A 21,635-nucleotide genomic window follows, 5' to 3' on the forward strand; every position below is an offset into this window, starting at 1 on the left:
CATCACCCCTGAAGCTCGAAGTCCGAGTCATCGAAGGAACACCCCGGCCGTTTCGCGAGGTTTCCCAGGGGCCCCTTCTCCTACCGTTGTCATGAGTCCGGGCGCCGCGAGGCGACACGTCCGCGGCGGCCCTCCCTCACAGGAGAAGCCCATGTCCCGTTCCCGCCGAAGTCCCTCGGGTGTCTTCCTTTCCGCGCTCGCCCTGGCTGGATGCCTCGCCAGCGGTGTCCTCGCCTGCTCGGGCCCGCAAGGCCCTGAAGGTCCCACCGGCGCTCCGGGCACGGCCGGTACTCCGGGCAAGGACGGCGTGCCCACTCCGGTGCGGCTGCTGGACGACAAGGTCGGCCGCTGGCTCCCGGAGAACCGCACCCGCCTCAACGAGCTCATCGCCACCCGGGGCATCGCCAGCCCCACGTTCGATCCCAAGAACCGCCCCGTGGCCGTGTTCGACTGGGACAACACCCTCGTGAAGAACGACCTGGGGGACGCCACCTTCTTCTGGATGATCCGCCACGAGAAGGTGCTCCAGCCGGCGGACAAGGACTGGAGCACCACCAGCCGCCACCTCACCACCGAGGCCCGCACGGCCCTCAACGACGCGTGTGACCTGGCCGCCGAACCGGGAGAGACCCTCCAGACGAACATCCACACCGACTGCGCGAACGAGCTCGTCAGCATCTACACCGGGGGCAAGACGCGCGCGGGCCAGGCCGCCTGGAACAGCCCCATCACCCTGACGATGAACACCGCGTATGCCTGGGTGGCGCAGCTCCAGGCGGGCTACACGCCGGAGGAGCTTCGCGCCTTCGCCCGCTCGGCCTACGCGGAGAACGCCTTCAACCCGCCGGGCACCACGCAGACGGTGGGCACCACCTCGGGGCTCGCCTACCACGTCCAGGTGTACGAGGAGATGGTCGATCTCATCGAGACGCTCCAGGCCAACGGCTTCGATGTCTGGGTGACCACCGCCTCGCCGCAGTTCGTCATCGACGCCGTGTCCGAGGAGCTTGTCGGCATCAAGCCCAACCGGGTGATTGGCATCCGGCCGCTCACGGACTCGCAGGGCCGGGTGACGGCGCACCTCCAGGGCTGCGGCACCGTGGCCGATGGCGAGGACTCACTCATCACCTACGACCAGGGCAAGCGCTGCTGGATCAACAAGGTCATCTTCCACCGGCCCGCGGACCAGCAGCTGCTGCGCACGGCGGACGCGCAGGGCCGCCAGGTGTTCGCCGCGGGGGACTCGGACACGGACCTGACCTTCCTGCAGGACGCCACGGTGCTGAAGCTGGCCATCAACCGCAACAAGGTGCAGCTCATGTGCAACGCGTACGCGAACCTCCAGGGCAGGTGGCTGGTGCAGCCCATGTTCGTCCAGCCTCGCGCCAAGGGCTCCACCTTGCCCTGCACCACCGCGCTGGACGCGGCCGGCCAGCCCATCACCGACGAGGCCGGCAACCGCTTCACCCAGGACTACGAGGACCGCGTCTACGCGCTGCCCTGAGCCCGGGCCTGACACCAGCCGGGGACGGGACGTGCGCGGGCTCAGGCCACGAGCTCGTCCGCGTCCTCGGGCAGCCCGAGGTGCCGGCGCACCACGGCCGTGAGCGCCGCGCTGGAGATGGGCTTGCGCACGAACTCGGAGGCCCCCGCCTCCAGCGCGCGCAGGTCGAGGTCCGGCGCCTTGCCCCCGGTGAGCAGCACGATGGGGACGCGGCGCACCTCGGGCCGGCCGGCCGCGCGCACCTGCCGCACGAAGTCCAGGCCGTTCATCCCCGGCATGTTGAAGTCCGCGATGACGAGATCCACGGGGCTCGCGCCCAGCAGCTTCAGTCCCCGGTCCGCCCGGTCCGCGTCGAAGAAGTCCAGCTTCAGCTTCATCAGGTAGACCTTGATGATGTGCCGGATGGTGTCGCTGTCATCGACGATCAGCACGGTGCGCTTCATGGCTGCCCCCCGCGAATCCACCCGCACCGAGCGCTCGCGCAATCCCTTGCAGCGGAGGACTGGTGCGAGCCGTGCGACCGTGGATGCCGTGAAGGTCAGAATTCCGGAAGGTCCGGCGTGTGTCGATTCGATGCCACTCGCGAAGGGCTGGGGCGAGACCAGCGCTGAACACTCCAGGCCGCGGACTCCCGAGCGATGTTCAGCAACCGACGGCGTGGGTCAGGCGACGAGCGGCTCCACCACCTCGACCAACGGGAGGTGCCGGCGCACCACGGACGCGAGCGCGTCGATGGAGACGGGCTTGCGCACGAACTCGGAGGCACCGGCCTGCAGGCCCCGGGCCTCGAGGTCCGGCGCCTTGCCGCCGGTGAGCAGCACGATGGGCACCTGACGCACCAGGGACTGCTCGTTGGAGCGCACCCGGCGCACGAGCTCCAGGCCGTCCATCCCGCCCGGCATGTTGACGTCCGCGATGATGAGATCCACCGGGCGCGTGCCCAGCAGCTTCAGTCCCTGCTCGGCCCGGTCCGCGTCGAGGAAGTCCAGGTTCAGCTTCAGCAGGTAGATCTTCAGGATGTGCCGGATGGTGTTGCTGTCCTCCACGAGCAATACGGTGCGTTTCACGGGAACCCCCTCACTGGCGTGGATTCAATTCATTTCCCGTTTTCTTCCGCTCCGCTACCCGCAGGCGCCCACGTTCGCCGTGACGACGGGCACTGAACACAACCAGTGGGGCGCTGTGACGCGCCCGATACCGCGAACGTCCGCTCCTACACGGGAGGGAGGGTGCTCGCGGCCCATGTACGCGAGAGCCCCTCACCTCCGCCCTCTCCCGAGGGGACAGGGAGCTTCTCAGCCCGCGCGGAAGCGCGTGTCGAAGCGCGTGGTGCCCGGCTCGCGCTTCACGCCGTGCGCCGGATTGGAGGCCAGGTGCTCCAGCACCTTGAACACCGTCTCCACCTCGTCCGCCACGCCCATGGCCGCCGCCAGCTCCTCGGCGGTCTGGCCCTTCGCCTTGTCCCCGCGCAGCTTCGCCAGCACCTTGCGCTGCAGCTCCAGCACCACCCCCGCCGCCTTCTTCCCCGCCTCCACGCCCGGCTGGTGGTACGCGTTGATGTTCACCAGCGACGCGTAGTAGCCCACCGCCCGCTCGTACAAGGCGATCAGCGCTCCGAGCGTGCGCGCGCTCACGTCCGGCACGGTGAGCGTCATCGACTCGCGGCCCTTCTCGAACAGCGCCCGCCGCGTGCCCAGGTAGAAGCCCAGCAGGTAGTCCCCGCTCGTGATGTCCGGCTCCACCTGCATCGACTCGCCGTCCCGGTCCTTCAGCACCTCCAGGAAGGTGGCGAAGAAGTTGTTCACGCCCTCGCGCAGCTGCTGCACATAGGCGTGCTGGTCCGTGGAGCCCTTGTTCCCGTAGACGGCGATGCCCTGGTTCACCACCTTGCCGTCCAGGTCCTTCTCCTTGCCGAGCGACTCCATCACCAGCTGCTGGAGGTAGCGCGACAGCAGCATGAGCCGGTCCTTGTACGGCAGGATGACCATGTCCTTCGCGCCGCGCCCGCTGCCCGCGTGGAACCACATGAGCGCCATCAGCGCGGCCGGGTTGCGCAGCGGGTCGCGCTCGCGCGTCGCCGCGTCCATGTCCTTCGCGCCCGCGAGCATCCCGTCGATGTCCAACCCCTGCAGCCGCGCCGGCAGCAGGCCCACCGCCGACAGCACCGAGGTGCGCCCGCCAACCCAGTCCCACATGGGGAAGGTGCGCAGCCAGTTGCCCTTCTTCGCGGTGCGGTCCAGCTCGCTGTCAGCACCCGTCACCGCCACCGCGTGCTTGCCGAAGTCGAGGCCCTTCTGCTGGTAGGCGCGCTCGGCCTCCACCATGCCATTGCGCGTCTCCTTCGTGCCGCCCGACTTGCTGATGACCACGGTGAGCGTCTCGGCGAGCTTGCCGCCGAGCTGCGCCAGCACGCGGTCCATCCCGTCCGGATCCGTGTTGTCGAAGAAGAACACCTGCATGCGGTCCGTCGCCGGCTGGCCGAGCGCGTCCGCCACGAGCTGCGGCCCCAGCGCCGAGCCGCCGATGCCCACCAGCAGCACGCGCGTGAAGCGGTCCGCCTTCTGCGGCTTCACCCGGGCCGAGTGCACCTCGTCCGCGAAGGCGCGCACGGCCGCCACCGTGTCCTGCACCTCCTTGGCGAGGCCCTTGTCCGGAGCGCGCTCGGGGGCGCGCAGCCAGTAGTGCCCCACCATGCGCTTCTCGTCCGGGTTGGCGATGGCGCCCTTCTCCAGCGCCTCCATCGCATCGAAGGCCTTGTCCATGGGGCCACGCATCCGCTCGAGGAAGTCATCGGCGAAGCTCATCCGCGACACGTCGAGCGTCAGCCCGACCGACTCCACCCCGCACAGGTACTTCTTGTAGCGCTCCCACAGTTGGCGCTCGCTCATCGTATCTCCCTCGGCTGGCGTTGCTTTCCGGCTCGTTCCTACCGCCATGCACGCGTGCGGGGAATGGGTTTGATGCACACCACGCCCGGGGCCTGACACTGCGGCCCGCGGCGCGCCGGCTTGAACCGGGTGCGGGCTCCGTCCCATCATCGCGGGCCATGAGCCAGCCCTGGATGCTCGAGACGCCCGCTCCGTCCGCCGACCAGCGAATCCCCTACGGGAGCGACACCCACCAGTTCGGAGACCTGCGGCTGCCTCGCGGCCCCGGGCCGCACCCGGTCGTCGTGGTGGTGCACGGCGGCTTCTGGCGGGCGCGGTACGACCTCGAGCACGTGGGCCACCTGTGCGCGGACCTCACGCAGCGGGGCTACGCCACCTGGAGCCTCGAGTACCGCCGCGTGGGCCACCCGGGCGGCGGCTGGACGGGCACCTTCGAGGACGTGTCCCTGGGCACGGACTTCCTCCGCACGCTGGCGGCGAAGCACCCGTTGGACCTGGCGCGCGTGGTCACCCTGGGACACTCGGCCGGAGGGCACCTGGCGCTGTGGCTCGCGGGGCGCGGACGGCTGAAGCCGGGGCAACCGCTGTACACCGCGAAGCCCTTCATCCCCCGGGGCGCGGTGTCGCTCGCGGGCGTGGTGGACCTGGAGCGCGCCTTCGCGCTGCACCTCGGCAGCGGCATCGTCGAGTCGTTCCTCGGCGGCACGCCCGAGCAGGTCCCCGAGCGCTACACACTGGCCTCACCCGCCGCGCTGCTGCCGCTCGGGGTGAAGCAGGTGCTGGTGCACGGGGCCGAGGACACCACCGTCCCGCTGACGCTCAGCACCGAGTACCATGCCCGCGCCACGAAGCTCGGCGACTCCGTGCGACTGGTGGGCCTGCCGGGCGCCGAGCACTTCGACGTCATCGACCCGCGCGCGAAGGAGTGGCCGCGGGTCGTCGAGGCCGTGGCCTCCCTGCTGTAATCAGAAGCCGCGCATCCAGCCGCCATCGGCGACGATGGACTGGCCCGTGATGTAGCCCGCCTGCTCCGACGCGAGGAACGCCGCCAGCGCTCCCAGCTCCTCGGGCTTGCCCAGCCGGCGCGCCGGAATCGCGGAGGTATTCTTGTCCTCGGGGACACCGAGCTCCTTGAGCCGCTCGGTGCCGTGGTAGCCCGGCAGCACGCCGTTGATGGTGATGCCGTGCTCGGCCACTTCGTTGCTCACCGTCTTCACCAGCCCCATCAGCCCCGCGCGCAGCCCGTTGGAGATGGTCAGCAGCGGCATGGCCTCACGCGCCGCCACCGACGTCACCAGGAGGATGCGGCCCCAGTGCCGCTCCTTCATCCCCGGCAGCGCCGCCTGGAGTCCCTCCACCACGCTCATCCACAGGCTCTGGAAGCCCTCCTGCCACTGCTCCGCCGTGAGCCTCTCGATGCTGCCCTTGGGCGGACCGCCCGTGTTCAGCACGAGGATGTCCACGCCGCCCATCGTCTCGACAATCTTCTCCACCAGCTCCTTCGTGGTGCCCGGCTTCGTCAGGTCCGCCGTCACCGCGAGCGTGGCGCCCATGCGCTGCGCGGCATCGCGGATGCGGGTTTCATCGCGCGAGCAGATGGCCACCTTCGCGCCCTCCTTCACCAGTTGCGAGGCGATGGCGTACCCCAGTCCACTGGAGGCGCCCAGCACCAGCGCCCGTCTACCTCTCAAGCCCAAATCCATCCGAATGCTCCTTCACGAAGGGCACCATGCGCTCACGGATGAGCGTGCGCGCCCTGTCCAGGTTCACGTCCTCGGCGCGGGAGAGGCCCTCGCTCAGCTCGGCGACGATGCCGCTCGCGATGGCGCCCACCTCGTACGCCAGACGGTACGGCACGCGGCTGAAGCTCACCAGCGCGTAGCGGGCGAGGAACTCGCCCGGGAAGGCATTGAGCAGCACCTTCTCCACGGACTTCTCCAGCAGGAAGCGCGGGTCCGCCGTCTTGTCCCGCATCTCCACGAAGTTCTCCACCGCCATGTCCGCGATGGCGTCCGCGTTCGTCTTGCGCAGCCGGGAGAGCTCCTCGAAGGCCTCCGCCCACCGCGTGTGCCGCCCGAGGCACTCGTCCAGCACCACGCAGTCCTCGAAGCCGCAGTTCATCCCCTGCCCGAAGAACGGAACAATCGCGTGCGCCGCGTCTCCCAGCAGCAGCGCCTTGCCGTCCACGTGCCACGGCCCGCTCTTCACCGTCACCATGGTGCCCGTGGGGTTGTGGAAGAAGTCGTGCACCAGGTCCGGCATCAGCGGCAGCGCGTCCGGGAAGTGCTGCTCGAAGAAGGCCTTGAGCTGTTGTGGCGTCTCCAGGGCCTCGAAGCTGTCCGGGCCCTGGAAGGGCAGGAAGAGCGTGCAGGTGAAGCTGCCATCCTCGTTGGGCAGGGCGATGAGCATGTACGAGCCGCGCGGCCAGATGTGCAGCGCGTGCTTCTCCATGCGGAAGGCGCCGCCCGGGCCCGAGGGAATCGTCAATTCCTTGTAGCCGTGGCTCAGCTGCTCCTGGTTCGAGGTGTGCCCCGGTTGCAGCACCATCTCGCGCCGCACCGCCGAGCCCGAGCCATCCGTGCCGAACACCACCGGGGTGCGCAGCTCGCGCCGGGCGCCGCTCGCCTCGTCCACCACGTCGAGCACGCCCTTGTCGAAGTCCACGTGCTCCACGCGCTGCTTGAAGTCGATGCGCACGCGGCCCGTGCCCTCCGCGTGCGTCATCAGGAACTTGTTCAACCACGCGCGCGACAGGCTGTTGATGTGCTGGGACTCGTCCTTGCCGTACGCCTGGTAGACGAGCCCTCCCGACACGGGGTGGATCATCCGCCCGCGCATGGGAATGGCGTGGCGCAGCGCCTCCTCCTCCAGCCCCACCTGCCGCAGGGCGTGCAGCCCGCGGGTGGAGATGGCGAGGTTGATGGAGCGGCCCGCGCCAATGGCCTCGCGCCGCATGTCCGGGCGCCGCTCCAGGACGTCCACCTGGAAGCCGCGCCTCGCCAGGTACATCGCCAGGAGCGAGCCCACCAGGCCCGCTCCCACCACGGTCACTCGTTGCGTCTGCTCAATCGCGTGCATGCCTTTCGAGTACCCCCGCGAATCGGTATACGTCATGGAAACTGTTGTAGAGCGGCGCGGGCGCGGCGCGGATGACATCCGGTGAACGGAAGTCGCAGTGGATTCCGGCGGCGTTGAGTTTCTCCAGCAGGCGTCTCGGTTCCTTGCTGAAGCGCAGCGACAGTTGGGCGCCACGCTGCTTCGGATCTCTCGGCGTGGTGACGCGCACGAAGCCGGGCGGGAGCTTGTCGAGCAGGAACTCCAGGTAGCCGGTGAGGCGCTCGCTCTTGCGGCGCAGTGCGGGCATGGTCGCGCGGTCGAACAGCTCCATGGAGGCACGGAGCGCCGCGAGCTGGAGGATGGGCGGGTTGGAGAGCATCCAGCCCTCGGCGCCTGGCATCGGGTCGAAGTCCGGCCCCATCTGGAAGCGCGTCTGCTTGTCGTGCCCCCACCAGCCCGAGAGCCGCGGCAGCGTCTTGTCGCGCGCGTGGCGCTCGTGGACGAAGACGCCGCCGAGCGTGCCCGGGCCGCCGTTGAGGTACTTGTACGAGCACCACACGGCGAAGTCCGGCCCGTCGTCGTGCAGGGAGAGGTGCAGGTTGCCAGCGCCGTGCGCGAGGTCGAAGCCCACCCGGCAGCCGTGCTGGTGCGCGGCGCGGGAGATGGCGGCCATGTCGAACGCCTGGCCGGTGAGGTAATTCACGTTGCCGAGCATCACCAGGGCGACCTCCCGCCCGTGACGCTCGATGGCCTCAAGGATGTCCTCGGTGCGCAGCGTCTCCTCGCCCGCGCGCGGGGCGAGGCCGATGATGGCGTCCTTCGGCTCGTAGCCGTGGAAGCGCACCTGCGAGGCCACCGCGTACTGGTCCGACGGGAAGGCGCCGGCCTCCATGAGGATTTTCGGGCGCTCGCGCGTGGGCCGGTAGAAGGACACCAGCATGAGGTGAAGGTTCACCGAGAGGGTGTTCATCACCACCACTTCGAGGGGCTGGGCTCCCACCAACCGGGCCGTCTGCTCGGTGAGCAGCTCGTGGTAGGGCATCCACGGGCGCTCGCCCATGAAGTGGCCCTCCACGCCCCACTTCTGCCAGTCGTCCATCGCCTCGAGCACGTAGCCCCGCGCCTTGCGCGGCTGGAGCCCCAGCGAGTTGCCCACCAGGTAGATGGCGGACTCGCCCTCGTGGACGGGGAAGTGGAACTCCTCGCGGAAGGGACGAAGCGCATCCTCCGCGTCCATCCGACGGGCGAACTCCTCACTGGCCTCGAACCGCACGGCGTCACTGCTCATCTACTTGAACTCCTCATACGAGCGCCCGAGCCACTCGAGCGCGTTACGGCACAACAGTTTCTCCCGGGTGGCGGCATCGAAGTCCGTGAGGGACTCCACCAGCGTGCCCGGCCGGTCCTCGCCGAGGGGGAACGGATAGTCACTGCCCAGGGCCACCTTGTCCGGGCCGAACAGCCGCACGATGAAGCGCAGCGCGTCCGGGTCGTGCACCAGCGAGTCCACCCAGAAGCGGCCCAGGTACTCGCGGGGCGGCACGGGGTTGTCCACGGCGACGAGGTCCGGCCGCACCTGGAAGCCGTGCTCGATGCGGCCGAAGGTGCCCGGGAAGGCGCCGCCACCGTGCGCGAAGGCGAGGCGCAGCCTGGGCAGCTTCTCCAACGTGCCGGCGAAGAGCAGCGAGCAGATGGCGAGCGCCACCTCGGCGGGCATGCCCACGAGCCAGGGCATCCAATACTTCTTCATCCGCGCCTCGCCCAGCATGTCCCAGGGGTGCACGAAGATGGCGGCGCCCAGGTCGGCCGCGGCCTCGAAGAAGGGGAAGAGCTCCGGCTCGCCCAGGTTGAGCCCGTTGACGTGCGAGCCCACCTGCACGCCCGCCATGCCCAGCTCGCGCATGCAGCGCTCCAGCTCGCGCACGGCGAGCTCGGGGGACTGCAGGGGCACCGTGCCCAGGCCCACGAAGCGCTTGGGGTGCGCCTTCACCACCGAGGCCAGCTGATCATTGAGGAAGCGCGACAGGTCCAACCCGTGCTCCGGCTTCGTCCAGTAGCCGAACATCACCGGCACGGTGGAGAGCACCTGCACGCTGACGCCGCACGCATCGCACTCCTCGATGCGCTTCACCGGATCCCAGCAGTTGCTCTCGATTTCGCGGAAGAACTTCCCGTCATCCCGCACCATGCGCGCGCGGCACGGGGCGTGGTGCTCCAGCGTCATGAAGCCGCCGTAGCCATAGCGCTCGGCGAAGCGGGGCAGCTCGGGCGGCAGCAGGTGCGTGTGGATGTCGATCTTCACGACGCGCGCTTCTCCCGCGTCAGCATGAAGCCGCACTGCTTGCAGGTGCAGTTCTCCGGGTTGCCGTAGAAGCGCTCGAAGATGGGCGGCAGCTGCGTGACGATGTTGGTGACCTGGAGGAACTCGTCATACAGCTTGTGGTTGCACTGGGGGCAGAACCACGCGAAGCCGTCCAGCTCGCCCTCGCGCCGCTTGCGCTCGATGACCAGGCCCACCGTCCCCGCCGGACGCTGCGGCGAGTGCGGTACCCGGGGCGGCAGGAGGAAGATTTCTCCCTCGTGGATGGGGATGTCCTGGGGCTTGCCGTCCTCCATCACGCGCAGGGTGATGTCCCCCTCCACCTGGTAGAAGAACTCCTCGCTCTCGTCGATGTGGAAGTCGGTGCGCGAGTTGGGCCCGCCCACCACCATCACGATGAAGTCCCGGTCCTGCCACACCAGCTGGTTGCCCACGGGGGGCTTGAGGAGGTGGCGGTGCTCGTCGATCCACTTCTTGAAATTCAGAGGCTGCAGCCGGCTCATCTCAGTCTCCGATGGTGGCGATGCACTTCAGTTCAATGGCGATGGGCGTGGGCAGCGCGGTGATGCCGAGCGTCGTGCGGCACGGGGGCGTGGGCACGTCCTTGAAGTACTCGGCCCACAGGCGGTTGTACGTGGGGAAGTCCTTCTTCATGTCCGTGAGGTACACCGTCACGTCCACGAGCCGGTCCCACGAGGAGCCCGCCTCCTCCAGGATGTAGCGCACGTTGCGGAACACCGAGTGGCACTGCGTCTCGAGGTCGTACGAGACGATGTTGCCCTGCGCGTCCAGCTCCACGCCGGGAATCTTCTTGCTCCCGCGCTCGCGCGGCCCCACGCCGGAGAGGAACAGCAGGTTGCCCACGCGGCGGGCATGCGGATAGAGGCCCACCGGCTCGGGGGCCTTCTGGGAATCGACTCGCTCGGAGTGGCTCATAGCTTCACGCACACGTTCTTGGGCTCGGTGAAGAAGCGCAGCACATCCCAACCGCCCTCGCGGCCCACGCCCGAGTCCTTCACCCCGCCGAACGGCGTGCGCAGGTCGCGCAGCATCCAGCAGTTCACCCAGACGATGCCGCTCTCGAGCTTCGCCGAGAAGCGGTGCGCCCGGCTCAGGTCTCGCGTCCACACCGTCGCCGCCAGCCCGTAGCGCGTGCTGTTGGCCCAGGCGAGCACCTCCTCCTCCTTCTCGAAGGAGGTCATCGTCGCCACCGGGCCGAAAATCTCCTCCTGGTTGGTGCGGCACGCGTGGCCGAGGCCCTCGATGAGCGTGGGCTCCACGAACCAGCCGTTGCGGCAGCGCCCCGGCACCTGCGCGCGCTGGCCTCCGGTGAGCACGCGGCCGCCCTCCTGCCGGGCCAGGTCGATGCAGCCCATCACCTTCTCGAAGTGCTGCGGCGACACCAGCGCGCCCTGCTCCGTCCCCGGCTCCAGCGGGTCCCCCACCTTCAGCGCCCGCGTACGCGCCACCAGCGCCTCCTTGAAGCGCTCGTAGATGGGGGCCTGCACGAAGATGCGCGAGCCACAGAGACAGATTTGACCCTGGTTGGAGAAGGACGAGCGCACCGTGGTGGCCAGCGCCTCGTCGAAGTCACAGTCGGCGAAGATGACGTTGGGGTTCTTGCCGCCCATCTCCAGCGAGAGTTTCTTGAAGAGCGGCGCGGCGGTGCGGGCAATCTCCGCGCCCGTGCGCGTGCTGCCCGTGAAGGAGATGGCGCTGATGTCCGGGTGGCTGCTCATCGCCGAGCCCACCTTCGCGCCATAGCCGTGCACGATGTTGAGCACGCCCGGCGGCAGGCCCACGTCGCGGCACACCTGTGCGAGTAGATAGGCCGTCAGCGGCGTGACCTCGGAGGGCTTGGCCACCACGCAATTGCCCATGGCGAGCGCGGGAGCGATCTTCCACGAGAGCAGATAGAGCGGCAGGTTCCACGGCGAGATGCAGCCCACGACGCCCAGCGGCGTACGCAGCGTGTAGTTGAGCGCCACGCCATCGGTGACGTGGGCCTCCGTGGCGAACTGCGTCACCGCGTCCGCGAAGAACTCGAAGTTGAGGACGCTCCGGGGGATGTCCACCGTCGACGCCACGCTCAGCGGCTTGCCGGTGTCGATGGCCTCGGCGCGGGCGAAGGACTCCAGGCGGGTGCGGATGGTGTCCGCGACGCGGCGCAGCAATCGCGCCCGCTCGGTCGCGGGGGTAGCGGCCCAGGCCGGGAAGGCGTTCCGGGCGGCCTCCACCGCGCGCTGGATGTCCGAGCCATCCGAGTCCGGCACCTGCACGGAGGGCTCCCCGGTGGAGGGATCTGGCTTGTCGAACCAGACCCGCGAGCCCGGCGGGACCAGCTCCCCACCAATGTAATTGAGGACCTTCTCCACGCGCGCATCCTCCTCTGGGGCAGACGGGGGCCCGGAATAGCACGGGCCCCACGCCACAGCCACCTGAGGAGGTAACCCCCGGCGTTCACTTCTGGTTCACGCATTCATGACTTGCGCCGGTACACCGTCTCGACTGCCTTGGCCTCCTGCTCCTCGGGGGGGATGACGTAGTGCGTGATGACGAGCTGGTCCGGCTCGGGCAGTTGAATCTCCGTGCGCCAGCCCCAGGGCGGCCCGGATGGTGCCTCGAAGCTGCCCCGGACACCGAAGCCCCGGCCCTCGTTCGCTCCCTTGGAGAACAGGATGCTCGAGCCGTTGTGGAAGCTGTCCACCCACGCCATCTCGTAGCGGTCCGAATCCAGGTGGTAGCCATAGATGGCCATCCCGGCGAGCGGCTTGCCCTGCAGCGAGCCCTCGTACTCGTGCACCACGAACCGTCCCCCGAGCGCGGGACGGATGGTTCCCCGCCAGGGGGATTCGTCCGCGGGCTTGCCCGGCTCGAACCACGTGCGCGTCGTGCCCTCCCACTCCCCGACGAGCTGATTCAACCGGTGGTGGATGCCACCCTCCTGCCTGGACTCCTCGAACGTCGGCCGCGCCATGTGTGAGCCTCCCCGGGTCCAGGCAGATGACCCGGACCCGCCGGCGGCAGACTATCGCCCACCTCGCCGCTTGCGCTCCAGGCGGGAGCATCGGAAAAGGGGCCCTCCCCCGCTTCGGAGATGGCGATGACGGCACGCATGCACGAGGAGCTGGCCCGGCTGTTGGACCAGGCACGGCTGGAGGCCCGCGAGATTCCTCCCCTCACCCGGCAGCACCCGGACCTCCCGCTCCCGGACGCCTACGCCATCCAGGCCGAGGGCATCCGCCTGCGCACCTCGCGCGGCGAGCGCGTCGTGGGCCTCAAGATGGGCCTCACCTCCGAGGCCAAGCGCCGGCAGATGAACCTCGACTCCCCCGTGTACGGCGTCCTCACGGACCGCATGGAAGTGCCGGCCGGCGGCACCCTCCGCCTCCAGGGCGCCATCCACCCCAAAATCGAGCCGGAGATCGCCTTCCGCACCTCGCACGAGCTGCGCGGCCGCATCACCCGCGAGCAGGCCCTCGACGCCTGCGCGAGTGTCTTCGCCGCGATGGAGATCCTCGACTCGCGCTACACCGACTTCAAATACTTCTCCCTGCCCGACGTGGTCGCGGACAACTCCTCGTCCTCCCTCTTCGTGCTGGGCACCACCGAGCGCCCTCCCCGCGAGCTGGACCTGTCCCGGCTGCAGATGGTGATGGAAGTGAATGGCGAGCGCGTCCAGGCGGCGCGCTCGGATGCCATCTCGGGGGACCCGGTGCTGTCCGTCGTCCAGCTGTGCGAGCTGCTCGACCAGCGCGGTGAGTCCCTGCCGGCTGGGAGCATCGTGCTCGCGGGCGCCGCCACCGCGGCCCACATGCTCCGGCCCGGGGACCGCATCCGCCTCACCGTGGAGGGGCTGGGCGAGGTCGCCGTCTCCGTCTCGCCCTGAGACCTCTGGCACCCAACGTCCCGGCCCTGTGATTCCAGAAAAGGCGCGGCGCACTCCCGGCACCGCGGGCACGAGGTACCCCTGGCCAATTGAGCCAGGGGCGCCCCACCTCCCTCCGCGCTATTCGCCGCGGTAGATGCCGATGGCACCCGGGTGGCCGCTCTCGTCACTGCCGAAGGCCACCAGCAGCCGGCGCTCCGTGCCGCGGCCCACCGCCTGGATGTCCCAGACAGGGTGGTCCGCGAGCGGGCCGAGGGCCTCGCTGTAACGCATCGTCGTGTCTCCCTTTAGCCGCGTGAGCCCGCCGCCCCAGCGGTGACCGGCCCAGACACTGTGGTCGCTCGGGTCGCCCGCCAGCGCGGAGACGAAGCGGTCCCCTCCCGTGCGGAGCGCGTACTGCTGCACCACGCCCTTCGCGTCCATCCGCGCCAGGCCCCACGCGAAGGAGCTCACCCAGACCGAGCCGTCCGGCATCAGCGCCATGCCCGACACCACGTCATCCACCCGGTCGCTGGGGCCGGGAATGCCCACCTCGTCCACCTTGTCCGGCCAGACGTCGATGCGGTTCTTCATGGCCGAGCGCGTCTCCGACGCCTTGCGCGCCAGCTCGAAGTCCCTGGGCACCTTCACCGTCATGAAGCGGAAGCGCGTGGAGCGGTTGGCCCCGCCGAACCACACGTCTCCATCCGGGCGCACCGCGATGCCGTAGTACGCGTCCGTGAGCCGGAACTGGTGGCCCGACGCATCCTTCGCCGTGATGTACGGGTGCGTGTGCTCCAGCACGCCCGAGCACTCGCGCTGGCCGTTGCACGTGGGGTTGCCCTGGTAGTTCGGGTCACCCCAGGCGAAGGCGTGGTTGGAGCCGAACCACAGGTTGTTGTGCTTCTTGTCCCAGGCGATGCGCAGCACGGTGCAGATCTTCTCGCGCCCACCGGCCTCCTCGGACACCACGCCCGGCCCGGACGAGATGTCGTAGTGGACGACCTGGAGGCCCGTGCCCGTCAGCGTGACCTTGTCCGCGTCCCCGCTCTTGTAGACGTTCGCGTTCTTGGCCTTGCCCTTGAGGTAGTAGTTGCTCTCGCAGTCCGCCTGGCCCTCGTAGCCCACGAACACCGTGCCCGCCGGGCCGCCCGTCACCGCGATGACCTTGAGGTACTTCGGCCCCACCGGCGCGCGCCCATCCTTCAGGTAGCCGTAGGGACGCAGGCCATCGGCCATGGTGAAGCGCTGGAAGGTGGTGGCCCCCGGACGCAGGAGGAACAGGCCCTCCTCGCCACCGGCCACCCAGACGTTGCCGCCCTCGTCCTCCGTGACGCCGTACACCTCGCGCGGAGCGCCCTGCTCATGGCCGTAGAACGTCCAGCCGTGCGCATCCGGGTAGACGACCGAGCCCGTATCGGGAGTGCCCGCGTCCGCCTCTACCGGGGGCGGCGGCACCTCCGTGCCCGCGTCGGGAGTCCCCGCGTCGGGAGTCCCCGCGTCCACCGGCACCTCCGGCGGCAGCTCCGCGTCCGGACCCGGCGGAGTCGTATCGGCAGGCGGCTCGACGTCATCCGGCGGCGTGTCGACCTCCGTCCCGACGTGGTCCTCCACCGGCGCCGGGGCCTCATCATCGGCCACCGTGCCGGCATCCCCCTCCCGTCCCTGACCCTCCTCCACCGGCTCGGGCGGCAGGCTCCGGGTCTGATGACCGCTGCCTCCTCCACACGCCAGTGCCGCCGCGAACACTCCCGCCAGACCCCACCCCAACCACCGCCGCCGCCCGCTCATACCCTGGTACGCCTCCGCCGCTCGCCGCCGGACAGTCCGTGCAGTGCCAGACGAAAGCATCGCAAACGCCAGGCCATGGCCCCGGGGCAGGCCACGGCCCGTCATTGGACAGCTCGTGGGCACGCGCGTCGCCACCGGGAGCAGTCTCCTGCCCCACGTGAGCAAGACGCGGGAGCCGTCCTCAGCGGACGGAGTTCTGTTCCGGGGCGGCCGGCGCCTTCTTACGAGGGGGCCGGTTCTTGTCCACGATGGCCACCAGGATGAGCACGAAGGACAACAGCCGGATGAGGTACGGCCCGAGGAGGTGCTCGCTCTCCATGTTCTTCAGCAGCAGCATCACCACCCGATGCAGGGCCATCAGGAAGAAGGAGGCGGCGAAGAAGCCGAAGAAACGGTCGTGCGTCTTGCGCCAGAACCGGAGGAAGAACAGCCCCGCGACCAGGCACAGGGCGGACGTCATGCCGGAGATGAAATCGTTCATTCGGAATCCCACACGAGCCCGAAGACCAGGAGCGCCAGCGCCAGGAATCCCGACAGATTGCGGAAGAGCAACAGGTCCCGGTCGGGGATGATGATCAGATCCACCACCAGCAGGATGTTGTTCACCGCGAGCCCGACGAAGCACAGGCTGCTCCACAGCAGCAGGGAGACCCGGTTGCGCGCATAGCCGCGCAGCAGCAACACCGCGCAGGCGAGGCTCGTCGCCGCGCACAGAAGGAAGACCACTTCAGCCATTGTCATCCTCCTTCTTCCGCAGCCGGAAGGCGTCGGCGAAGGTGCGAATCTTGTCGACTGGCTTGGAGAAGATGAGGTTGATGACCGTCACCCGGCGCTCGGTATACGCCGTGGCCAGACCCCTCGCCGCCTCATCCAGCGCGGCGGAGCCGGGGGCATAGCGGTACTCCTCCTCGTTCCCCTTCACGCGGACCAACAGCGCATCGCGCGTCAGGTCCTCGAGCCGGTCACCCGCGGAGAGGGCGGAGACGCGCAGCTCGCGGGCCACCGACTCCGCGGTCCAGGTGCGCGCCGGGTGCTGCTGCAGCAGCAGCAGGATTTCCAACTGCTCCACCGAGTCGATGGAATCGGCGATGAGCTGCCGCACTCCATCGGGAAGATCGCCCGCTTGCAAACGTCACCCGCTACGGAAGGTCGGATTGAACGGGCAGACGCACGTGGAAGGTACTGCCCTGGCCCTCCACGCCCTGGGACTCCGCCCAGATGCGCCCACCGTGCTGCTCGATGATGCCCTGGGAGATGGTCAACCCCAAGCCGAGGCCACCATACCGTGCGCCGTGGGCCTGACCAAAACGTTCAAAGATGAGCGCGAGCTTTTCCGCGGGAATGCCGATGCCGTGGTCACGCACCCGGAGCGCGAGCTGTCCGGCCTCGGACCAGGCGCGCAGCTCCACCGCGCCGCCCTGGGGCGAGTAGCGCACGGCGTTGGAGACCAGATTGGTGACCACCTGCTCGATGCGCCCGGAGTCGCCGCGCATGAGCAGCGACTCGGGGACCTCCAGGCACAGCTGGTGCTCGGGGGAGAGCGCCTGCAACCGCTCGCAGGTGGTGCGCAGAAGAGGCACCAGGTCGAACGACTCCACGTCCAACGACAGACGGCCGGTGAGCAGCCGGCTCACGTCCAGCAGGTCCGACACCAGCTTCGTCATCCGGTCCACCTGCCGGTCCAGTCCCTCGAACGCACGCCGGGGCCCGTCCGTCAGCTCGGCGCCGTACTTGCGCTGGGCCAGGTGCACCTGCATCTTCGCGGCGGCCAGCGGGGTACGCAGCTCGTGCGAGGCGGCGGCCAGGAACGCGTCCTTGGCGGCGCTCGCCCGGGCCAGCTCCTCCTCGGCCCGCTTCTGGTCGTCGATGTCCGTGGCGGTGAGAATCCACCCGGTGATGCGGCCCCGCTCGTTGCGCTCGGGCACGGCGCGGCCCAGGTGCCAGCGGTAGCCGCCGTCACTCTGGCGGCGCAGGCGGAACTGCACCTCGAGCGGCTGGCCGGCGCTCACCGAGCGGCACCAGGAGGCATACGCGCCGTCGCGGTCCTCCGGGTGCAACACCTCCGAGTGCCATAAGTCCTCCACGGCCTCGGCGGGCTGGCCGGACAGCTCGGTCCAGGCGCGGTTGCCGTAGCGCAACCGCCCATCCGGACTGGCGACCAACACGCACAGCGGCATGGCGTCGCCCAGCAGGCGGTAGCGGTACGCGCTCTGCCGCTCCAGGGCCTCGCGCTCGCGCTGGCGCAGCAGCGACTCCTGGCGCTTGAGCTGCTCCTCCTTGAGGAAGAGCTCCACGAAGACGGACACCTTCGAGCGGAGAATCTCCGGCGCGAAGGGCTTGAGGACGTAGTCCACCGCGCCCTGCGCGTAGCCGCGGAACACGTGCGAGGCGTCGCGGCTGCGCGCGGTGAGGAAGATGATGGGGATGAAGCGCGAGCGCTCGCGCTCCTTGATGAGCCGGGCCGTCTCGAAGCCGTCCAGCCCGGGCATCTGCACGTCCAGCAGGATGAGGGCGAAGTCCTCGCGCAGCAGGTGCAGCAGGGCCTCTTCGCCCGAGTGCGCCTTCACCACCTCACCCAGGTCGCCGAGCGTGGCTTCCAGGGTGAGGAGGTTGGGCGCGTGGTCGTCTACGACCAGGATGCGTGCACGGGGAAGTTCCATCTGTAGCTGGAAGCTCGCACCGTTGCCCCCCTCCGTCCACGTCATCGCTGTCATCTCGCTCCCACGCAAGGTTCAACCCACCGACGAATCAGCTCCAGCAACCGCTCGGTATCGACCGGCTTGGACAGGTAGTCCGACGCCCCTGCCTCCAGGCACTTCTCGCGATCGTCCTTGAGGGCCCGTGCGGTGATGGCGATGACCGGCAGCGAGGCCCAGCGGGGATCCGCGCGGATGGCGCGCATCGCCTGGTAGCCGTCCATCTCCGGCATCATCACGTCCAGCAGAACCACATCCAGTTCCGAATTCTTCTCCAGGATGTCCATGGCAGCTCGCCCGTCCTGGGCGAACGTCACCTGCATGCCGTGGTTCTCCAGAACGCTGGTGAGCGCGAAGATGTTGCGCGCGTCGTCATCCACCAGCAGCACCTTGCGGTTGCACAGCGAGCGGGAGAGCTCCTTGAGCTCCTCGGCGGAGGCGCGGGACTGGTCTCCCACGCGGCGCAGAAAGCGGCCCACCTCGGCGAGCACCGCCTCGGGCGAACGGGCGGCCGCCTCGAGCAGCACGGACTCGGCCGAGCGCCGCAGCCGCCGCTCGTCATCCGGCAGCAGCTGCGAACCGCTGTAGAGCAGCACGGGGGGCAGGCGGGCGGGACGGCGGACCAGCTCCACCAGCAGCTTCATGCCGCGGCCGCCGGGCGAGGCCAGGTCCAGGGCGAGCGCGTCCACCTCGCCACGGTCCAGCGCCTCGAGCGTGTGGTGGGACTCCAGCTCACGCATCTCCAGGGACTCGCCCATGTCGATGAGCTGCTGGACGCACTCGCGCAGGTCCGGCTTGGCGTCCACGAGCAACAGCTTGCGGGGCGAGCCGTTGGCCTTGAGCTCCAGGTGGCTGAAGGCGCCCTGGATGGCCTCGGGCGAGAAGGGCCGGTCGAGGTAGACGAAGCCGCCGCCGCAGGAGGCACCGCGCATGCGGTCCACGCTCACCACCTGGACGGGGATGCGGCGGGTGCGAGTGTCGCGCTTGAGCCGGTCCAGCACGCTCCAGCCGTCGATGACCGGCAGGCCGAGCTGCAGGACGATGGCATACGGCTTGAGCCGCTGGGCGAGCGAGAGCGCCACGTCGCCGCGCGTGGCCACCAGGGCCTTGAGGCCGTTCTGGTGCGCCATGGACACCATGCCGCGGGCGAACTCCAGGTCGTCCACCGCGACCAACAGCACGCGGTCCTCGGCTCCCAGGTCATCCCGGTCGTCCACCAGCGGATTGGGGGCGGCGGTGCCGTGCACCTCGTCGCGCGGCAGCAGCTCGCGCAGCATGGGCGAGTAGCCGTCGGACTCGCTGGCGGGCTCTCCGCCCCGCTCGGGGCCGTTGTAGCTGCGCGGCAGGTAGAGGGTGAAGGTGCTGCCCGCGCCGCGCGAGCTCTTCACGCGGATTTCACCGCCCAGCAGGCGCGCCAGCTCGCGGCTGATGGAGAGGCCCAGGCCCGTGCCGCCGTACTTGCGGCTGGTGGTGCCGTCGGCCTGCTGGAAGGCCTCGAAGATGAGCTTCTGCTTGTCCTCGGGGATGCCGATGCCCGTGTCGATGACGGAGAAGGCGAGCACCGTGTCGGCCTCCACCAGCTCGGGGGCGGCGAAGCGCTCCTCGGCGTCCGCCATGCGGATGCGCAGCGTCACCTGGCCGGTGCTGGTGAACTTGAAGGCGTTGGACAGCAGGTTCTTGAGAATCTGCTGCAGCCGCTTCGGGTCCGTGAAGACGGTGACGGGCACTTCCGGGCCCACCTCGGTGATGAAGCCCAGGTGCTTCTGCTCGGCCACGGGACCGAAGGTGCGGCGGGCGAACTCCACCAGCTCCGCCACCGCCGAGTCGCGCGGCTCCACCTGCATCTTCCCCGCCTCCACCTTGGACAGGTCGAGGATTTCGTTGATGAGGGACAGCAGGTCCCCACCCGAGGAGTAGATGGTCTCCGCGTACTCCACCTGCTTGCGGCTGAGGCTGGCGTCGGAGTTGTCCGCCAGCAGCTTGGCGAGCACCAGCATGCTGTTGAGCGGCGTGCGCAGCTCGTGGGACATGTTGGCGAGGAACTCGCTCTTGTACTTGGAGATGAGCGAGAGCTGCTCGGCCTTCTCCTCCAGGCTGGCGCGCGCCTGCTCCACCTCGCGGTTCTTCTCTTCCACCTTGATGTTCTGCTGCTCGAGCAGCTTGGCCTTCTCCTCCAGCTCGAGGGCCTGGGCCTCCAGCGCCGAGTTGGAGCGCTTGAGCTCCTCCTGCTGCTGGGTGAGCTCGCGCGACTGGCTCTGCAGCTCGTTGGCGAGGCTCTGCGACTGACGCAGCAGCTCCTCGGTGCGCATGTTCGCCATGATCATGTTGAGCACGACGCCGATGCTCTCGGTGAGCTGGTCGAGGAAGATTTGATGGATGGCGCTGAAGGGGTGGAAGGAGGCCAGCTCGATGACGGCCTTGACCTCGCCCTCGAAGAGGACGGGCAGGACGATGACGTTGAGGGGGCTGGCCTCGCCCAGGCCGGAGGTGATGCGGATGTAGTCCGCCGGCACGTGGGTGAGGAGGATGGTCTTCTTCTCCAGGGCGCACTGGCCCACCAGGCTCTCGCCGAGGCGGAAGCGGTTGGCCACGTTCTTGCGCTCGCGGTAGGCGTAGCTGGAGGTGAGCTGGGCCACGGGCGCGCCGTCCTCGGTGTCCATGAGGAAGAAGGCGCCGTGGTGCGCGGAGACGAGGGGCGTCAGCTCGGACATGATGAGCCGGGAGACGGCCTCCAGGTTCTTCTGGCCCTGCATCATGCCGGAGAACTTCGCGAGGTTCGTCTTCAGCCAATCCTGCTCGGTGTTCTTCTGCGTCGTCTCCTTGAGGTTGACGATCATCTGGTTGATGTTGTCCTTCAGGGCGGCCACTTCGCCCTGGGCATCAACCGAAATGGACCGGGTCAGGTCACCCTTCGTCACGGCGGTGGCCACCTCGGAGATGGCGCGCACCTGAGACGTCAGGTTACCGGCGAGCTGATTCACGTTGTCGGTCAGCTGCCTCCAGGCACCGCGGGCACCGGGCACCTTGGCCTGGCCGCCCAGCTTCCCCTCGATACCCACTTCACGGGCCACCGAGGACACCTGCTGGGCGAAGGTGCCCAGCGTGTCGGTCATGCTGTTGATGGTGTCCGCCAGCGCGGCCACCTCGCCCTTCGCGTCGACGACGAGCTTCTGGGTCAGGTCACCGTTGGCGACCGCGGTCACCACCTTGACGATGCCGCGCACCTGGGTCGTCAGGTTGCGGGCCATCAGGTTCACGTTGTCGGTGAGGTCCTTCCACGTACCGGCGACACCGGGCACACGCGCCTGGCCACCCAGCTTGCCCTCGGTACCCACCTCGCGAGCCACGCGGGTCACTTCCGAGGCGAACGCGTTCAGCTGGTCCACCATCGTGTTGATGGTGTCCTTCAGCTCGAGGATTTCACCCTTCGCATCGACCGTGATCTTCTTGGACAGGTCACCGTTCGCGACGGCCGTCGTCACCTTGGCGATGTTGCGCACCTGGTTGGTCA

20 protein-coding genes are annotated in these 21,635 nt (G+C 68.9%); 3 read left to right on the forward strand and 17 right to left on the reverse strand.

Annotated features, from left to right (window positions below):
- Nucleotides 1-151 precede the first annotated feature (151 nt).
- The gene (locus ACJ8AN_RS02550) at nucleotides 152-1,504 is read left to right on the forward strand and encodes a haloacid dehalogenase-like hydrolase (RefSeq protein ID WP_407753588.1); all 1,353 of its coding nucleotides are present in this window, start codon (nucleotides 152-154) and stop codon (nucleotides 1,502-1,504) included.
- A 41-nt stretch (nucleotides 1,505-1,545) separates the two neighbouring features.
- Here ACJ8AN_RS02550 and ACJ8AN_RS02555 read toward each other — a convergent pair whose 3' ends face one another.
- The 3 genes from ACJ8AN_RS02555 to ACJ8AN_RS02565 all read right to left on the reverse strand — a co-directional run bounded on the left by ACJ8AN_RS02555 (nucleotide 1,546) and on the right by ACJ8AN_RS02565 (nucleotide 4,392).
- Nucleotides 1,546-1,947, reverse strand: coding sequence for a two-component system response regulator (locus ACJ8AN_RS02555; RefSeq protein ID WP_407753589.1), 402 nt, complete (start codon nucleotides 1,945-1,947; stop codon nucleotides 1,546-1,548).
- Between the two features lie 219 nt (nucleotides 1,948-2,166).
- The gene (locus ACJ8AN_RS02560; protein ID WP_407753590.1) at nucleotides 2,167-2,571 is read right to left on the reverse strand and encodes a response regulator; all 405 of its coding nucleotides are present in this window, start codon (nucleotides 2,569-2,571) and stop codon (nucleotides 2,167-2,169) included.
- 228 nt (nucleotides 2,572-2,799) lie between these two features.
- Nucleotides 2,800-4,392: a glucose-6-phosphate isomerase gene (locus tag ACJ8AN_RS02565; protein WP_407753591.1), complete on the reverse strand. Its 1,593-nt coding sequence runs from the start codon at nucleotides 4,390-4,392 to the stop codon at nucleotides 2,800-2,802.
- Nucleotides 4,393-4,550: 158 nt separating this feature from the next.
- On the opposite strand from ACJ8AN_RS02565, the gene ACJ8AN_RS02570 reads away from it, so the two are divergent.
- Nucleotides 4,551-5,357, forward strand: coding sequence for an alpha/beta hydrolase family protein (locus ACJ8AN_RS02570; protein WP_407753592.1), 807 nt, complete (start codon nucleotides 4,551-4,553; stop codon nucleotides 5,355-5,357).
- Here ACJ8AN_RS02570 and ACJ8AN_RS02575 read toward each other — a convergent pair whose 3' ends face one another.
- From ACJ8AN_RS02575 to ACJ8AN_RS02610, 8 genes are all read right to left on the reverse strand, one after another.
- Entirely contained in the window at nucleotides 5,358-6,083 is a 726-nt protein-coding gene (locus ACJ8AN_RS02575) for an SDR family oxidoreductase (RefSeq protein WP_407753593.1), read from the reverse strand.
- A complete protein-coding gene (locus ACJ8AN_RS02580) occupies nucleotides 6,073-7,470 on the reverse strand; it encodes an FAD-dependent oxidoreductase (protein WP_407753594.1) in 1,398 nt (465 codons plus the stop codon). The genes ACJ8AN_RS02575 and ACJ8AN_RS02580 overlap by 11 nt, the downstream gene beginning before the upstream one ends.
- Entirely contained in the window at nucleotides 7,457-8,737 is a 1,281-nt protein-coding gene (gene kynU, locus ACJ8AN_RS02585) for a kynureninase (protein ID WP_407753595.1), read from the reverse strand. Before kynU ends, ACJ8AN_RS02580 begins: the two co-directional genes overlap by 14 nt.
- Nucleotides 8,738-9,751 (reverse strand): amidohydrolase family protein, encoded by a 1,014-nt coding sequence (locus tag ACJ8AN_RS02590; RefSeq protein WP_407753596.1) that lies wholly within the window; start codon nucleotides 9,749-9,751, stop codon nucleotides 8,738-8,740. It lies immediately after the preceding gene.
- Entirely contained in the window at nucleotides 9,748-10,272 is a 525-nt protein-coding gene (nbaC, locus tag ACJ8AN_RS02595; RefSeq protein WP_407753597.1) for a 3-hydroxyanthranilate 3,4-dioxygenase, read from the reverse strand. The genes ACJ8AN_RS02590 and nbaC overlap by 4 nt, the downstream gene beginning before the upstream one ends.
- 1 nt (nucleotide 10,273) lies before the next feature.
- On the reverse strand, nucleotides 10,274-10,705 hold the full coding sequence (locus ACJ8AN_RS02600; protein WP_203410376.1) for a RidA family protein: 432 nt from the start codon (nucleotides 10,703-10,705) through the stop codon (nucleotides 10,274-10,276).
- Nucleotides 10,702-12,144 carry an aldehyde dehydrogenase gene (locus tag ACJ8AN_RS02605; protein ID WP_407753598.1) on the reverse strand — a complete coding sequence of 481 codons (1,443 nt, stop codon included), beginning with the start codon at nucleotides 12,142-12,144 and terminating at the stop codon, nucleotides 10,702-10,704. Before ACJ8AN_RS02605 ends, ACJ8AN_RS02600 begins: the two co-directional genes overlap by 4 nt.
- 104 nt (nucleotides 12,145-12,248) lie before the next feature.
- Entirely contained in the window at nucleotides 12,249-12,746 is a 498-nt protein-coding gene (locus tag ACJ8AN_RS02610; protein ID WP_407753599.1) for a DUF1579 domain-containing protein, read from the reverse strand.
- A 126-nt stretch (nucleotides 12,747-12,872) separates the two neighbouring features.
- On the opposite strand from ACJ8AN_RS02610, the gene ACJ8AN_RS02615 reads away from it, so the two are divergent.
- Complete coding sequence (locus tag ACJ8AN_RS02615) at nucleotides 12,873-13,658, forward strand: 2-keto-4-pentenoate hydratase (protein WP_407753600.1); 786 nt, start codon at nucleotides 12,873-12,875, stop codon at nucleotides 13,656-13,658.
- A gap of 120 nt (nucleotides 13,659-13,778) precedes the next feature.
- On the opposite strand, the gene ACJ8AN_RS02620 is transcribed toward ACJ8AN_RS02615, so the two are convergent.
- The 6 genes from ACJ8AN_RS02620 to ACJ8AN_RS02645 form a co-directional block, all read right to left on the reverse strand.
- A complete protein-coding gene (locus ACJ8AN_RS02620) occupies nucleotides 13,779-15,428 on the reverse strand; it encodes a hypothetical protein (RefSeq protein WP_407753601.1) in 1,650 nt (549 codons plus the stop codon).
- Between the two features lie 181 nt (nucleotides 15,429-15,609).
- On the reverse strand, nucleotides 15,610-15,909 hold the full coding sequence (locus ACJ8AN_RS02625; RefSeq protein ID WP_407753602.1) for a DUF5985 family protein: 300 nt from the start codon (nucleotides 15,907-15,909) through the stop codon (nucleotides 15,610-15,612).
- The gene (locus ACJ8AN_RS02630) at nucleotides 15,906-16,163 is read right to left on the reverse strand and encodes a DUF5985 family protein (protein ID WP_407753603.1); all 258 of its coding nucleotides are present in this window, start codon (nucleotides 16,161-16,163) and stop codon (nucleotides 15,906-15,908) included. The genes ACJ8AN_RS02625 and ACJ8AN_RS02630 overlap by 4 nt, the downstream gene beginning before the upstream one ends.
- Nucleotides 16,156-16,557 carry a hypothetical protein gene (locus ACJ8AN_RS02635; RefSeq protein WP_407753604.1) on the reverse strand — a complete coding sequence of 134 codons (402 nt, stop codon included), beginning with the start codon at nucleotides 16,555-16,557 and terminating at the stop codon, nucleotides 16,156-16,158. Before ACJ8AN_RS02635 ends, ACJ8AN_RS02630 begins: the two co-directional genes overlap by 8 nt.
- Nucleotides 16,558-16,567: 10 nt before the next feature.
- A complete protein-coding gene (locus ACJ8AN_RS02640; protein ID WP_407753605.1) occupies nucleotides 16,568-18,133 on the reverse strand; it encodes an ATP-binding protein in 1,566 nt (521 codons plus the stop codon).
- Nucleotides 18,134-18,138: 5 nt separating this feature from the next.
- Nucleotides 18,139-21,635: response regulator (locus ACJ8AN_RS02645; protein ID WP_407753606.1), on the reverse strand; the 3,497-nt coding region annotated here is incomplete at its 5' end.

The organism is Archangium sp. (genome assembly GCF_045802675.1).
Lineage (GTDB): Bacteria > Myxococcota > Myxococcia > Myxococcales > Myxococcaceae > Archangium.

Bases quoted from the DNA above. Each gene is read 5' to 3' on its own strand.
- ACJ8AN_RS02550 (WP_407753588.1), top strand. From the start codon at position 152: ATGTCCCGTTCCCGCCGAAGTCCCTCGGGTGTCTTCCTTTCCGCGCTC.
- ACJ8AN_RS02555 (WP_407753589.1), bottom strand. From the start codon at position 1,947: ATGAAGCGCACCGTGCTGATCGTCGATGACAGCGACACCATCCGGCAC.
- ACJ8AN_RS02565 (WP_407753591.1), bottom strand. From the start codon at position 4,392: ATGAGCGAGCGCCAACTGTGGGAGCGCTACAAGAAGTACCTGTGCGGG.
- ACJ8AN_RS02570 (WP_407753592.1), top strand. From the start codon at position 4,551: ATGAGCCAGCCCTGGATGCTCGAGACGCCCGCTCCGTCCGCCGACCAG.
- ACJ8AN_RS02580 (WP_407753594.1), bottom strand. From the start codon at position 7,470: ATGCACGCGATTGAGCAGACGCAACGAGTGACCGTGGTGGGAGCGGGC.
- kynU (WP_407753595.1), bottom strand. From the start codon at position 8,737: ATGAGCAGTGACGCCGTGCGGTTCGAGGCCAGTGAGGAGTTCGCCCGT.
- nbaC (WP_407753597.1), bottom strand. From the start codon at position 10,272: ATGAGCCGGCTGCAGCCTCTGAATTTCAAGAAGTGGATCGACGAGCAC.
- ACJ8AN_RS02600 (WP_203410376.1), bottom strand. From the start codon at position 10,705: ATGAGCCACTCCGAGCGAGTCGATTCCCAGAAGGCCCCCGAGCCGGTG.
- ACJ8AN_RS02610 (WP_407753599.1), bottom strand. From the start codon at position 12,746: ATGGCGCGGCCGACGTTCGAGGAGTCCAGGCAGGAGGGTGGCATCCAC.
- ACJ8AN_RS02615 (WP_407753600.1), top strand. From the start codon at position 12,873: ATGACGGCACGCATGCACGAGGAGCTGGCCCGGCTGTTGGACCAGGCA.
- ACJ8AN_RS02620 (WP_407753601.1), bottom strand. From the start codon at position 15,428: ATGAGCGGGCGGCGGCGGTGGTTGGGGTGGGGTCTGGCGGGAGTGTTC.
- ACJ8AN_RS02625 (WP_407753602.1), bottom strand. From the start codon at position 15,909: ATGAACGATTTCATCTCCGGCATGACGTCCGCCCTGTGCCTGGTCGCG.
- ACJ8AN_RS02630 (WP_407753603.1), bottom strand. From the start codon at position 16,163: ATGGCTGAAGTGGTCTTCCTTCTGTGCGCGGCGACGAGCCTCGCCTGC.
- ACJ8AN_RS02640 (WP_407753605.1), bottom strand. From the start codon at position 18,133: ATGACGTGGACGGAGGGGGGCAACGGTGCGAGCTTCCAGCTACAGATG.